A 13,708-nucleotide genomic window follows, 5' to 3' on the forward strand; every position below is an offset into this window, starting at 1 on the left:
GTGTCGTCCTGACTAAGGCCAGTAAAAACTCTCCCGCAATGCGTGCGGGGCTTATGCCTGGCGACGTCATCGAGCTTTTGAATGGCTCGGTTGTATCCGACTCATCGGCACGCAAAATGGACAGGGAAATGAGTGCCGTCCGAGCCGGCGACACTGTCAAAATGTCAGTGTTGCGCTCTGGCAAGAAGGTTGTCATCAGCATGATCGCCGGGGAGATCTAACAATTGAGTCCGCTTCGCGGTCTCGGCGCGACCCATCTCGCCTCGCGGGGCTGGCTTAGCTCAGGCATTAGGCGGCTTAGAGAATGGCCCGCACAATTCTCATTCCCATTACGATTAACATTGCGATTTCTACCGCAGTTGGCTGCTCAGCTTATTGCTAATAATTGGTTCAAGCTTCCGTTTATTCCCATGTATTTTGGCTTGGCCTCACCGGCCAAGGATTTGAATTCGTCACATTTGTTTGGTCACTGGCGTTACTGATCTTTGTCTGCAGCATGACGGCCTTCCTCATTCCTCGGCGCAATCTACTGCGCAGGACTCAGAGGACAGCCGCCTGACAATTCGTTCAAGCCGAACCCGCTTCGCGGTCTCGGACCAGCCGAATCGCATCGAGCGGGCCAGCTTAACTCAGGCGTTAAATGGCAAAAGACGCACCATCGCGGCCTACAAGGCGCCAACTCAGCCTCCTCGTTCCCGAGGAGCAACGGGCTATTGTCGAGCCCATCAGGCAGAGACTGGACCCGATTCAATATTCCCTGATCCCGGCTCACGTCACCCTCTGCCGGGACAATGAACTACCTGAACTGCGCATTCTCAAAAGGCGGCTTGAACGCCTTGAAGCATTCTCTTTCACCATGGCGTTCGGCGAGCCACAAGAGCTTTCGGACGGTTGCGTATTGCTCCGCCCAACTACCGGCGTGGAACACTTCCAAGCATTGAGAAGATCGATCCTGGGACCAGACGCAACTGCGCAAGGCGCTCACCTGACGCTTCTGCATCCGCGCAATGCAACAGGGGCAATCCATAATCTCGAATCGCTCGCGAGAAAACTTTCCGGGCTGGAGATTAGATTCAAGACAATCGCAATCATCGAGCAGCGTGGATGCGACCCATGGACCGTGAAGAATGAGTACCGGTCTGCCATCTAGCAATCCGTTCAAGCCGAGCCCGCTTCGCGGTCTCGGATCGACCGGAGCCGCATCGCGCTGCCCGGCTCGACTCAGGCGTGAGTTCGGTGCAGACAAGCCTTCAGTGAGTCACGGCCAAGAGCCCGTAGCTCATGGCATTGCTCGAAAATTTGAGCCAGTGTTTTTCACCAGCCGACAAGAGGCCTGGACCAAAGGGAATTCCGGACGCCTTGCATCGTGCCCGGTAGAACAGCAGGCAAGGTTCCGCGACTGCTCTCCAAGCTGACAAGTCGCTCAAGCCAAGTCGCATCAAATCCGCAAGAGCGGCTTGCCTTGGCCAAAGCCATTCCGGACTTTTCGCGTGACTTTGGGTAGAGCCGCAGGCATCGTTCCAGCACCGCTTGAGGCATCGGGAATGCAGGCATGAGCGTACGCATCGTCCGTCTTGGTTCGCCGCGCAAGACCGGCGAAGGCCTGCGCATCGGGACCGTGCGGCGCCCGCCGCGCGGTGTGCCGAAGAACGAATTCGCCAGCCGCGACTATTACGACGCGTGGTTCCCCAATCTCGCGCCCAGCCTGGAGACGATGAAGGCCGCGCATGCGGCACGCACCATCGCGCAATGGAATGCATTCGGGCGGCGCTATCGCAAGGAGATGGCGGCGCCGGAAGCCGCGCATGCCATCGGGCTGCTCGCGGCGCTGTCGCACGGGACGCATTTCAGCGTCGGCTGCTACTGCGAGGACGAAGCGCGTTGCCACCGCTCGATCCTCCGCGAGTTGCTGGCCGCTGCCGGCGCGGACATCGCGGATTGATGCGGCGCCCGCGGGCGCCTTATTCCTGCGATCGCCTGGTGGCCGTGTTCGCCGCACTCGCTTCATCGGCGATCCGCCACAGGTAGAAGCTCGCATAACTGCGATAGGGCCTCCAGCATTCGCCGCGCGCGGCCAGTTCCTTCGGCGTGGGCATCGCTTCCTGCCCATCCACCACCTGCGTGCCCTTGCGGATGCCGAGGTCGTCGATCGGCAGGACGTCCGGGCGGCCCAGGCGGAATATCAGCATCATTTCCACAGTCCAACGACCGATTCCGCGGATCGGCACCAGCGCCTCGACGATGGCGTCCTCGCTCATCGTCGACATCCGCCGCAGGCCGGGGATTTCGCCAGCCTCCTCGCGCCGGGCCAGGTCGCGCAGCGCCAGCAGCTTGTTGCCGGACACGCCGCAGCCGCGGATATCGGCATCATCGCGGCGTGCCAACGTGTCGCAGTGGAAGCGGCGGCTGCCGATCGCCGTTTCGACGCGACCGACGATGGTGGCAGCGGCCTTGCCGCTGAGTTGCTGGTAGAGGATCGCGCGCGCCAGGGCATCGACCGGGTCGAACGGTTTGCGCCAGCGCAGGTCGGCCTCGATCGGGCCGAGCCTGCGCATCCATGCGCCCAGCTTGCGGTCGCGCCGGGCCAGGTGCGCGAAGGCGGCTTCGGTATCGAACCCCCGTGCATAGCGCGGCATCGCCGTCCTCCAACCGTCCCCCGAAAACACGAACGCCGCGACGGTGCGCGGCGTTCGCTCAGTGCATGTGCCCGCCTTGCCGGCTTACTTCAGCGTCCAGTAGACGTCGAACTGGCCATTCTCGGTGAAGGCGCCGGCGACGCCGGACTTCCAGGCTTCGTACGGGCGATCGGTGACATCGTAACCGGAGGTCAGCGCCCAGGCGCGCAGGCCGTTGCGGGCCTTCTCGAGCTCGGCCATGTAGCCGGTGTAGGCAGCGGTGGCGACCTTGGCCGGCTTGTTCTGCACGAACTTCACCGGGCCCTGCAGGCTCACGTTGCCGACGGCGCCGCCGCCCTTCTTGCGCACGACCTGGGCGACGTCGAAGTTGTAGGTTTCGCGACCGAGGTCGGTGGTGACGATGCGCAGCGGACCGACGGCCTCCAGGCCGTTGGCGTCCATCACGCGCTTGATCCACTCGCTGTTGGCGTTGATCGAGGCCTGGATCTGCGAGTTGCCGCGCTCGACGTTGCCGGCGTTCACGAACAGCACGTCCTCGGCCGGGCGGTCGACGACCTTGAAGCCGGTCAGCTTGCTGCCGGAGATCGCGTAGTCCTCGTTCGGCACGGTGGCCAGCATGGTGACGAGGCGGGCCAGGCCCATCTTCATGTCGTCGCCGACGTGGCGGGCGACGTACAGGCCGGAATAGCGCCCCAGCAGGTCCCAACCGTAGTCGACGTCGTAGCTCTGGGTGATCTCGACGTTGCGGTTGTTGCGGCCGGTCGGCTTGAAGGTGAAGCTGGTGCGCTTGTTGTCGCCGCGCTCGATGTTCTCGATCTTGTAGCTGATCTTCTCGCGCGGGACGCTGTCGGTGATTTCCCACGAACCCTTGCCGAGGCGCTCTTCCTTGGAGGCGTAGTCCATGCGCGCGCCGACGCCGGACGCCGGGCCGGAATAGCTCAGTTCCATGCGCGGGTCGCGCAGGACCAGCGGGTTCCAGTCCTTGAAGCGGCGCAGGCTGTTCAGGCTGTCGAACACGATGGTCAGCTTGCGGTTGGTCTCGACCTTCTCGACCAGATGGCGCTTGGACGGCAACACCAGCGCCACCACCAGGTACAGGCCCAGCACGATGGCGAGGGAAATCAGGATCTCGATCAAACGAGTCATTCAGGAATCTCCGGGAAGGCCGCATCGCGGCATCTTGCCGCGCAGACCCGCCATCGTACCAAACCGGCCGGGGGCTCGGGGAGGGGTGAAATGCGACCGGCTAGACCAATTGCAATTCGAATGCCTTCAAGACCGCCCGGGTGCGGTCGCGGACCCCGAGCTTGGACAGGATATTGGACACGTGGTTCTTGATCGTGCCCTCGGCCACCCCCAGCGAATTGGCGATTTCCTTGTTGGAAAAGCCCGAGGCCATCAGCCGCAGGATTTCGGTCTCGCGGTCGGTGAGCGGATCCGGGCGGTCCAGGCTGACGAATTCGTTGCGCATGTGCTCCAGCCCGGACAGCAGGCGCTGGGTCACCGCCGGCTGCACCAGCGAACCGCCGCCGGCCACGGCCTGGATGGCGTCGACCAGCTGTTCCAGCGACACGTCCTTGAGCAGGTAGCCCTTGGCCCCGGCCTTGATCCCGGCCAGCACCAGCTGGTCGTCGTCGAAGGTGGTGAGGATGATGGTGGGCGGCAAGGTCCCGGCCCGTCCCATCGCCTGCAGCGCCTCCAGGCCCGACATCGCCGGCATGCGCATGTCCATCAGCACCACGTCGGGCTTCACCTGCGGGATCTGCTCGACGGCCTGGCGCCCATCGGCGGCCTCGGCCACCACTTCGATGCCGTCCGCCAGCGCCAGCAGCGAACGGATGCCCTGCCGCACCAGGGTCTGGTCGTCGACCAGGAACACGCTGATCGGCGCCGACCGGGTCGAAGCCGCGCTGCTGGGGTCTGGTCGGGTCATGCGGCCACTCCTTCGGGGATGCCGGGGTCGACGCTGGACGCCGCCGGCAGGGTCATGGTGAGTCTGAAGCCTTCGCCGCGGGCGGTCGCAACGTCCAGCCGGCCGCCGCACTGGCGCAGGCGTTCCCGCAGGCCCTGCAGGCCGTTGCCGGGGACCAGGTGCTCGCTGCCGGCGCCGTCGTCGCGGACCTGCATCACCACTTGCGCGCCGTCGCCGTGCGCGCTCAGCCACAGGTTGCGCGCGCCGGCATGGCGCACCGCATTGGTGATCGCCTCCTGCGCGCAACGCAGCAGGATGTGCGCGCGCTCGGGATCCTCGACCATCAGCGGGTGCTGAATGTCCATGTGGATCTCGAGCTTGGGCACGTTCTCGGCCAGCGGCCGCAACGCCGCGCCGAGGTCGATCGCCCCGCTCTCGCGCAGCTGGCTGACCGCCTCGCGCACGTCGGTCAGCAGCAGCCGCGCCAGCGTGTGCGCCTGCTGCACATGCTCCTTGACCCGGCCGTCGGACAGATGCCCGGCGACTTCCAGGTTGAGGCTGAGCGCGGTCAGGTGGTGGCCCAGCAGGTCGTGCAGTTCGCGCGAGATGCGGGTGCGTTCGTTGACCCGCGCGCTTTCCGCGAGCAAGGCGCGGGTCGAACGCAGTTCCGCGTTCAGCCGGCGCTGCTCCTCGCGCGCCTCCGACTGCTGCAGCGCAACAAGACTGGTGATGAACACGAAGCCGGAAATGCCGGCGTACAACATGGATTGCATCAGTGCTTCGAACAGCGGGAATTTCAGGCCGAGCATGAACACCGGCACCACCGCCAACTGCGCGCCGACCAGCCAGACCACGCCCAGCTGCAGCGGCAACAGCCAGGGCAGCACGCAGGCGGCCACCATCAGCAACACGCTGCCCAGGCCGGTTTCGCTGTAGAAGCCCAGGCCGATCGCGGCCAGGGTGGTGATCGTCAGCAACAGGTAGTCCAGCGCCTGCCGGCGCTGGCCCAGGCCACGGGTCAGCCACCAGTAGCCGGCGCCGAACGCCAGGTAACAGGCCCAACCCTGCCACGGCATGACGTGCGCGAGCGCCTCGTCCGGCAACGGATCGCGCCACTGGCCGATCCACGAATACAGCAAGGGCAGGCAGGCCATCGCCCAGGTGAACAGGCCGGCGTAGCGCAGCAGGCGGGTATGTGACAGGCGGGCGAGCATGGCGTTTTATAACCCCTTAATGCGGGCCGTGCCCGCGCCGAAGGTCATGGCCGCCATTGCCGGCGCATGCGATAATCTGCCCGGTCCGCGCCCCGGCGCGGCAGTCCGCAGCAAGCCATACGGAGCCAAGGAATGTCGATCGCCATCCGCGACGTGCGCGAGCACGAGCTGGATTCCGTCCTCGCCCTGAACAACGCCGCAGGACCTGCGATCCTTCCCCTCGACGCGGCCAGGCTCCGCCAGTTGTACGACAGCGCGGAATACTTCCGCGTCGCCGAGCGCGACGGGGCGATCGCCGGCTTCCTGATCGGCTTCGGCGCGCATGCGGAGCACGACAGCAGCAACTTCGCCTGGTTCCGCGAACGCTATCCGGATTTCTTCTACATCGACCGCGTCGCGGTGGCCAGCCGCCGCCGCGGCGGCGGCGTCGGCCGCGCCCTGTACGCGGATGTGCAGAGCTACGCCGAGTTGCGCTATCCGCAGATGGCCTGCGAAGTCTTCCTGCAGCCGGGCACCGACCACGCATTGCTGTTCCACGGCAGTTTCGGTTTCCGCGAAGTCGGCCAGCACGCCATGCATGTCGAGAACCGGGCGGAGCACGACGTCCGCGCGGCGATGCTGATGAAGCCGCTGTGCAGCTACCCGTGGGTGCGCGACACCTACGGCGACGCCCTGCCCGGCGAACCCTGGCTGCTGCATCCGCGCCCGGTGCGCACGGCCAACCGCGCGACGGGCCTGCGCGCATGAGCGCGGTGGTCGATTACGCCCAGGCCGGCGAACTGAAATTCGGCCAGGTCGGCATCGCCAACCTGCGCGTGCGCACCCTGGACGTGGCGCAACTCGCCGCCGAGATGCAGGACCGCGTGCAGCGCGCGCCGAACCTGTTCGCGCGCGCGGCGGTGGTGCTGGACTTCGGCGGCCTGAGCAAGACGCCGTCCATCGATGACGCCCGCGCCCTGGTCGACGGCCTGCGCACCGCCGGCGTGCTGCCGGTCGCGCTGGCCTATGGCACGAAAGAGATCGAAGCGCTGTCGCAGCAACTCGGGTTGCCGCTGCTGGCCAAGTTCCGCGCGCAATACGAACGCGCCGATGGCGACGCCGCCGCGGCGCCCGAACCCGCGCCGCGGGCGAAGGCCAGCGAACCGGCCCCGGTCGCCGCGAAGGCTGCGGCCACCAACGCGGCCCCCGGGCTGGTGCAGAAATCGCCGGTGCGTTCCGGCCAGCAGGTGTACGCCGACAACCGCGACCTGACCGTGCTCAGCGCGGTCGGCGCCGGCGCCGAGGTGATCGCCGACGGCAGCATCCACATCTACGGCGCCTTGCGCGGCCGCGCCCTGGCCGGCGCGCAGGGCAACGAGGACGCGCGGATCTTCTGCCGCGAATTCCACGCGGAACTGGTCGCGGTGGCAGGGCACTACAAGGTGCTGGAAGACATCCCGAAGGACTTGCGCGGCAAGGCCGTGCAGGTCTGGCTGGACAATGGGCAAATCAAACTCGCCGCGCTCGACTAGCGCGCATCACGTTCCAACGGAGAAGCCAACTTGGCGGAAATCATCGTAGTCACATCGGGCAAGGGCGGCGTCGGCAAGACCACTTCCAGCGCCAGCATCGCCACCGGGCTGGCGCGCCACGGCAAGAAAGTGGCGGTCATCGACTTCGACGTCGGCCTGCGCAACCTCGACCTGATCATGGGCTGCGAGCGCCGCGTGGTGTACGACTTCGTCAACGTGATCCATGGCGAGGCCACGCTGAAGCAGGCGCTGATCAAGGACAAGCGCTTCGAGAACCTGTACGTGCTGGCCGCGTCGCAGACCCGCGACAAGGACGCGCTGACCAAGGAAGGCGTGGAGAAGGTGCTGAAGGACCTGGCCGACGACGGCTTCGACTACATCATCTGCGACTCGCCGGCCGGCATCGAGAAGGGCGCGTTCCTGGCGATGTACTTCGCCGACAAGGCGGTGGTGGTGGTGAACCCGGAAGTATCCAGCGTGCGCGATTCCGACCGCATCCTCGGCCTGCTCGCCAGCAAGACCCGCCGCGCGGAGCACGGCGACGGCGACGTCACCGCCTACCTGCTGCTGACCCGCTACAGCCCGCAACGCGTGGAGAACGGCGAGATGCTGTCGATCGCCGACGTCGAGGAAGTGCTGGGCCTGAAGACGATCGGCGTGATCCCGGAATCCGGCGACGTGCTGAACGCGTCGAACAAGGGCGAGCCGGTGATCATGGATGCCGAGTCCAACGCCGGCCAGGCCTATGGCGACGCGGTCGCGCGCTTGATGGGCGAGGAGCGGCCGATGCGCTTCACCACGCTGGAGAAGAAGGGTTTCTTCAGCAAGCTGTTCGGGGGTTGAGGCATGTCGATCTTCGATTTCCTGAAGCCCAAGAAGACCACCGCCGCCACCGCCAAGAACCGCCTGCAGATCATCATCGCGCAGGAACGCAGTTCGCAGGGCGCGCCGGATTACCTGCCGCTGATGCGTCGCGAGATCCTCGAGGTGATCCGCAAGTACGTGAACGTCGACGCCGACGCGGTCAAGGTCGACGTGGTCAAGGACGGCGAGCACGACGTGCTCGACATCTCGGTGTCGTTGCCGGAGCGCGGCGCGCCGGCGGGCGCCTGATCCGGACCGCATGATGCTGACCATGGCGGACATCGGCTTCGACGATGCCGCCGCCCTGCTCCATCGCCACGGCCTGACCCTGCTGCGCGTCGCCGACGGCGAACCGATTCCCGGCAGCTACTGGGGCGAACGCGAGGCCGGCATCATCGGCACCTCGGTGTATGCGCGCGGCGACACGCCGGTGCATTCGCTGCTGCACGAAGCCGGCCACCTGATCGTGCTGCCGCCGGAGCGCCGCGCCGCCGTGCATACCGACGCCACCGATTCCATCGAGGAAGAGAACGCGGTCTGCGTGCTGCAGGCGCTGCTGGCCGATGCCCTGCCCGGCGTCGGCCTCGCGCGCGTGCTGGCCGACATGGATGCCTGGGGCTACACCTTCCGGCTCGGCTCGGCCGCCGCCTATGTCGAGCACGATGCCGACGATGCGTGGGCCTGGCTGCAGGCGCACGGCCTGATCGACGGCCAGCGCGCACTGCTGTTCCCCACCGGCGCCTAGGCGGCCGCGGCCGGGGCCTGGCGCTTCACTTGCGGCCGTCGGCGAACACGGTAGCCTTGCCGTTCCTGCGCATCGCGCCGTCGAGGTACGTCCCGTGAAGCTACGCCCCGCCCTGCTCGCCCTTGCCATCGCCGGCAGCCTCGGCCTTGCCGCCTGCAAGCGCGAGCCCGCCGCCACGGCCGCCGCGGGCGCCGCGCCGCCGGCCGGCGAAACCGCCGACCAGTTCATCGCCCGCGTCAACGACGAATACCGCAAGAGCTACGCGGAGCTGACCTCGGCGCAGTGGCTGTCCAACACCTACATCAACAGCGACACCGAGATGCTGGCGGCCAAGGCCAACGAACGCTGGCTGTCGCAGCTCAACGGCTGGATCGAGCAGTCCAAGCGCTTCGACGGCCAGAAGCTGTCGCCCGAAACGGCGCGCGCGATCAAGCTGCTCAAGCTGATGACCGCGATGCCGGCGCCGAAGGACCCGAAGAAGCTGGAAGAGCTGACCCAGATCGCGACCCGCATGGAAGGCATGTACGGCTCCGGCAGCTACTGCAAGGGCGATGGCGATGCCAAGAGCTGCCGCGACATCGGCCAGCTCAGCGAAGTGCTGGCCAAGAGCCGCGACTACGACGCACAGCTGGATGCCTGGCAGGGCTGGCACACGATCAGCCAGCCGATGCGCAAGGACTACATCCGCTTCGCCGAACTGGTCAACGAAGGCGCCAGGGAAATGGGCTTCGCCGACGCCGGCGAGATGTGGCGTTCCGGCTACGACATGAGCCCGGCCGAACTGTCCGCCGAGACCGACCGCCTGTGGGACCAGGTCAAGCCGTTGTACGAACAGCTGCATTGCTATGCGCGCGGCAAGCTCGACGCCAAGTACGGCAAGGACAAGGGCGAGGTCGCCGGCGGCATGCTGCCCGCGCACCTGATGGGCAACCTGTGGCAGCAGGACTGGGGCAACCTCTGGGACATGATGCAGCCCTACCCGGGCGCCGGCAGCCTCGACGTCAACTCGGCGCTGCGCGCCATCGCCCAGCAAGACCTGACGAGCGAACGCGCCAAGCCGGGTGCGCCGGGCGCATCCGCCGCGCAGCGCGAAGTGGATGCCGAACGCGCCGCCGCGCTGGCCACCGCCAAGAGAATGACCGAGCGCGCGCAGGACTTCTACGTCTCGCTCGGCATGCCCAAACTGCCGCAGAGCTACTGGGAGAAGACCCAGTTCATCAAGCCGCGCGACCGCGACGTGGTCTGCCACGCCAGCGCCTGGGACATGAACATGGCCGGCGACGTGCGCACCAAGATGTGCATCGTGCCCAACGAGGAAGAGCTGACCACGATCTACCACGAGCTCGGCCACATCTATTACGACCTCGCCTACAACAAGCAGCCGCCGCTGTTCCAGAACGCCGCGCACGACGGCTTCCACGAGGCGATCGGCGACACCATCGTGCTGGCGATGACGCCGAAGTACCTGGCCTCGGTCGGCCTGGTCGGCGAACAGCAGCAGAGCCGGGAGGCGCTGATCAACGCGCAGATGCGCATGGCCCTGGCCAAGGTCGCGTTCCTGCCGTTCGGCCTGATGATCGACCGCTGGCGCTGGGGCGTGTTCGACGGCTCGATCAAGCCGGACAACTACAACAAGGCCTGGTGGGAACTGAAGGCGAAGTACCAGGGCGTGGCCCCGGTGACCGCGCGCGGCGAGGACTTCTTCGATCCGGGCGCGAAGTACCACGTGCCGGGCAATACCCCGTACACCCGCTATTTCCTCTCGCACGTGCTGCAGTTCCAGTTCTACAAGGCCCTGTGCGATGCCTCCGGCTACAAGGGCCCGCTGTACGAATGCAGCTTCTACGGCAACAAGGAAGCCGGCAAGAAGTACTGGGCGATGCTGTCCAAGGGCGCCAGCCAGCCTTGGCAGGCCACGCTGAAGGAACTCGGCGGCGGCGAGAAGATGGACGCCTCCGCGGTGCTGGAATACTTCGCGCCGCTGCAGGCCTGGTTGAAGGAACAGAACGCGGGCAGCACCTGCGGCTGGAATGCGGCCGGCGCTGCCGTTGCGGCACCGGCACCGGCGCCGAAGGCAGGCTGAACGCCCGCTCCCGCGCCGCGATCGAAGGCCCGCCTCGCGGGCCTTCTTTTTTTTCCCGATCCAGCGCAATACTGCCGGCATGCACGAAGACCTCGCCCCGCAACCCGCCGCAACCGCCACCGCCCTGCCCGCGCGCTACTACGTCGAGCCGGCGATGGCCGGCATCGACCGCGAAGCCATCCTCGACCGCAGCTGGCAGCTGATCGCCCACGTCAGCCAGCTGCGCGATGCCGGCGACCACGTGGTCGCCGACCTCGGCGGCCTGCCGGTGATCGGCGTGCGCGGCGCCGACGGCGAGATCCGCGTGTTCCACAACGTGTGCCGGCACCGCGCCGGCCCGATCGCGCAATGCGACGGGCTGGCCGCGAAATCGTTGCGCTGCCGCTACCACGGCTGGAACTACGGCCTCGACGGCGTGCTCAAGTCGGCACCGGAAATGAAGGACGCGCTGGACTTCGACCCCGCCGGCGTGCGCCTGCCGCAGCTGGCGACGAAGGTCTGGCAGGGCATGCTGTTCGCCGCCGTCGATGAAGCCCATGCGCCCGACTTCGACGCCTTCGTCGCCGGCATCGATGCGCGCCTCGGCCCGGATCGCGGACTCGAACATTACGGCGGCCACCATCGCGCCAGCTACGACATCGCCTGCAACTGGAAGGTGTACGTCGACAACTACCTCGAGGGCTACCACGTCCCGCACGTGCATCCCGGCCTGAACCGTCTGCTCGACTACCGCAGCTATCGCACCGAACTGGAACGCTGGCATTCGCTGCAATGGAGCCCGCTGGAAAGCGATGCCTCGCTGTACGGCAACGGCGATGCGCTGTACTACTGGCTGTGGCCCAACGCGATGCTCAACATCCTCCCCGGCCGCCTGCAGACCAACCGGGTGATCCCGCTGGGCGTGGATCGCTGCCGGGTGCTGTTCGACAGCTACTACGCGCTGGACGATGCCGGCCAGCCCGACCCGGTGAAGCGCGATGCGGACCTGGATTTCAGCGACGAGGTGCAGCACGAGGACCTCGGCATCTGCGAGGACGTGCAGCGCGGCTTCGCTTCCGGCAGTTACGTGCCCGGTCGATTGAACCCGCTGCGCGAAACCGGCGTGCACCACTTCCACGAATTGCTGCGCGCTGCGTATCGCCAGAACGCCGAACCCATCGCCTAGCTGCACGCAAATCCAAGCGAGGAACGCCGCATGACCGATGCAAGCAATGAACCCCGGCCTGCGACGAAACCCCTAGGCTTGTGGATGTCCACTGCACTGGTCGTCGGCAGCATGATCGGCAGCGGCGTGTTCCTGCTGCCGGCCGCGCTGGCGCCGTACGGTGCCGCCAGCCTGATCGGATGGGCCATTGCCCTGTGTGGCGCACTGCTGCTGGCCGCGACCTTCGCCAAGCTGGCGGTGCATTGGCCGTGCACGGGCGGCCCGTATGCCTATGTGCGCCGTTCGTTCGGCGACGTCGCCGGCTTCGGCATCGCCTGGAGCTACTGGATCTCGATCTGGTCGGGCCTGGCGGCGATCGCGGTCGCCTTCGCCGGCAGCATCGGCGCGATCTTCCCCGCATTGACCGCCACCCCGGTACGCGCGGCGACCTGCGCACTCGTCGCGCTGTGGATCTGCACCTTCGTCAACCTGGCCGGGCTGCGCGAGGCCGGCCGCTTCCAGGTGCTGCTGACCGCGCTGAAACTGGTGCCGTTGCTGTTGTTCGGCCTGGTCGCGCTGTGGTTCGTCGATGCCCGCCACTACGTGCCGTTCAACCCCAGTGGCGACAGCCTGCCGGCGGTGGCGCACGCCACGGTGATCCTCACCATGTGGGCCTTGTGCGGCCTCGAGGTCGCCACCGTCCCGGCCGGGTCGATCCGCGATCCCGAGCGCACCATCCCGCGCGCCACCCTGCTGGGTACCCTGCTGGCCGGCGTTGCCACCATCCTGGCCTGCACCGTGGTGATCGGGCTGGTGCCGACCGACGTGCTCAAAGGGTCCGGTGCACCGATGGCCGAAGCCGCCGGGCGCGTCTGGGGGCCGGGCGTCGCATTCGGGATCGCGGTGTTGGCCGCGGTCTCCACCTTCGGCGCGATCAACGGCTGGGTGATGGTCTGTGCGCAGGTCTCGCTGGCCGCGGCCGGCGACGGCCTGTTCCCGCGCGCCTTCGCGCGTCTCGACCGCAACGGCACGCCCGTCTTCGGCATCCTCGTCGGCAGCGTGCTCGCCACCTTGCTGGTGATCGCCAGTTACAGCCGCTCGCTGGTGGAACTGTTCACCTTCATCCTGCTGATCTCGACCTCGGCGATCCTGCTGCCCTATGCCGCCAGCAGCGCCGCGTGGCTGCACAGCGGCGGCCGCAATGGCGGCCGGATCGTGGCCCTGCTGGCCTTGCTGTACAGCCTGTACGCATTGTCCGGGGCCGGCATCGAGGCGCTGGCCTGGGGCGCCGTGCTGCTGCTGGCCGGCCTGCCGGTCTACCTGTGGATGAAGCGCCGCCCGCTTCCAGTCGCCGGGGTATAATTCCGCCCGCACGGTGGGAGAAGCGCGCGGGCCTTTCGGCCAGGCCGCGCTGCCGAAGGCGCAACCGCCCGGAATCGCTCAGGCCACAGACCGCCGTGTGACTACACTCTGGAGAGATCGGCACCGCACGGACGACGCGGTACCGGCGCCGAAGGGGCAAGAGGCCGCGCGGATCCCCTCCCCGCCCGCGCGCTTCCAAACTCTCAGGCAAAAGGACAGAGCGGGCATCCCTCTCAC

The 13,708-nt window shown here is 66.9% G+C and carries 15 protein-coding genes and 1 riboswitch; of the genes, 11 read left to right on the top strand and 4 right to left on the bottom strand.

From position 1 onward, the window contains the following. Positions 1–38: 38 nt before the first annotated feature. The 3 genes from FHQ07_RS14715 (at position 39) to FHQ07_RS03970 (ending at position 1,942) form a co-directional block, all read left to right on the top strand. Positions 39–221 (top strand): PDZ domain-containing protein, encoded by a 183-nt coding sequence (locus tag FHQ07_RS14715; RefSeq protein WP_139715470.1) that lies wholly within the window; start codon positions 39–41, stop codon positions 219–221. A gap of 419 nt (positions 222–640) precedes the next feature. Further along, positions 641–1,150, top strand: coding sequence for a 2'-5' RNA ligase family protein (locus tag FHQ07_RS03965; protein WP_139715472.1), 510 nt, complete (start codon positions 641–643; stop codon positions 1,148–1,150). Positions 1,151–1,552: 402 nt separating this feature from the next. Then, positions 1,553–1,942: a DUF488 domain-containing protein gene (locus FHQ07_RS03970; RefSeq protein WP_139715474.1), complete on the top strand. Its 390-nt coding sequence runs from the start codon at positions 1,553–1,555 to the stop codon at positions 1,940–1,942. A gap of 19 nt (positions 1,943–1,961) precedes the next feature. Here the strand turns inward: FHQ07_RS03970 and FHQ07_RS03975 are convergent, their stop codons facing one another. The 4 genes from FHQ07_RS03975 to FHQ07_RS03990 form a co-directional block, all read right to left on the bottom strand. After that, a complete protein-coding gene (locus FHQ07_RS03975) occupies positions 1,962–2,636 on the bottom strand; it encodes a DNA-3-methyladenine glycosylase family protein (RefSeq protein ID WP_139715476.1) in 675 nt (224 codons plus the stop codon). Positions 2,637–2,720: 84 nt separating this feature from the next. Beyond that, positions 2,721–3,782: an SRPBCC family protein gene (locus tag FHQ07_RS03980; RefSeq protein WP_139715478.1), complete on the bottom strand. Its 1,062-nt coding sequence runs from the start codon at positions 3,780–3,782 to the stop codon at positions 2,721–2,723. A 100-nt stretch (positions 3,783–3,882) separates the two neighbouring features. Beyond that, a complete protein-coding gene (locus tag FHQ07_RS03985; protein WP_139715480.1) occupies positions 3,883–4,569 on the bottom strand; it encodes a response regulator in 687 nt (228 codons plus the stop codon). Further along, complete coding sequence (locus FHQ07_RS03990) at positions 4,566–5,762, bottom strand: sensor histidine kinase (RefSeq protein ID WP_139715482.1); 1,197 nt, start codon at positions 5,760–5,762, stop codon at positions 4,566–4,568. The genes FHQ07_RS03985 and FHQ07_RS03990 overlap by 4 nt, the downstream gene beginning before the upstream one ends. A 132-nt stretch (positions 5,763–5,894) precedes the next feature. Between FHQ07_RS03990 and FHQ07_RS03995 the strand changes: the two genes are divergently transcribed. The 8 genes from FHQ07_RS03995 (at position 5,895) to FHQ07_RS04030 (ending at position 13,471) form a co-directional block, all read left to right on the top strand. Further along, on the top strand, positions 5,895–6,509 hold the full coding sequence (locus tag FHQ07_RS03995; protein WP_139715484.1) for a GNAT family N-acetyltransferase: 615 nt from the start codon (positions 5,895–5,897) through the stop codon (positions 6,507–6,509). Next, on the top strand, positions 6,506–7,273 hold the full coding sequence (gene minC, locus FHQ07_RS04000; protein ID WP_139715486.1) for a septum site-determining protein MinC: 768 nt from the start codon (positions 6,506–6,508) through the stop codon (positions 7,271–7,273). Before FHQ07_RS03995 ends, minC begins: the two co-directional genes overlap by 4 nt. Before the next feature lie 30 nt (positions 7,274–7,303). Beyond that, positions 7,304–8,116: a septum site-determining protein MinD gene (minD, locus tag FHQ07_RS04005; RefSeq protein ID WP_139715488.1), complete on the top strand. Its 813-nt coding sequence runs from the start codon at positions 7,304–7,306 to the stop codon at positions 8,114–8,116. Positions 8,117–8,119: 3 nt separating this feature from the next. Beyond that, complete coding sequence (gene minE / locus FHQ07_RS04010; RefSeq protein WP_139715490.1) at positions 8,120–8,386, top strand: cell division topological specificity factor MinE; 267 nt, start codon at positions 8,120–8,122, stop codon at positions 8,384–8,386. Between the two features lie 13 nt (positions 8,387–8,399). Beyond that, complete coding sequence (locus FHQ07_RS04015; protein WP_139717858.1) at positions 8,400–8,882, top strand: hypothetical protein; 483 nt, start codon at positions 8,400–8,402, stop codon at positions 8,880–8,882. Positions 8,883–8,976: 94 nt separating this feature from the next. Then, positions 8,977–10,965, top strand: coding sequence for a M2 family metallopeptidase (locus FHQ07_RS04020; RefSeq protein WP_139715492.1), 1,989 nt, complete (start codon positions 8,977–8,979; stop codon positions 10,963–10,965). 79 nt (positions 10,966–11,044) lie between these two features. Then, on the top strand, positions 11,045–12,130 hold the full coding sequence (locus tag FHQ07_RS04025) for an aromatic ring-hydroxylating oxygenase subunit alpha (protein WP_139715494.1): 1,086 nt from the start codon (positions 11,045–11,047) through the stop codon (positions 12,128–12,130). Between the two features lie 84 nt (positions 12,131–12,214). Continuing rightward, a complete protein-coding gene (locus tag FHQ07_RS04030; protein ID WP_240703541.1) occupies positions 12,215–13,471 on the top strand; it encodes an amino acid permease in 1,257 nt (418 codons plus the stop codon). Between the two features lie 98 nt (positions 13,472–13,569). Further along, a riboswitch (glycine riboswitch) is annotated at positions 13,570–13,700 on the top strand. Positions 13,701–13,708: the final 8 nt, after the last annotated feature.

The sequence above is a fragment of the Thermomonas aquatica genome (assembly GCF_006337105.1).
GTDB classification, from domain to species: domain Bacteria; phylum Pseudomonadota; class Gammaproteobacteria; order Xanthomonadales; family Xanthomonadaceae; genus Thermomonas; species Thermomonas aquatica.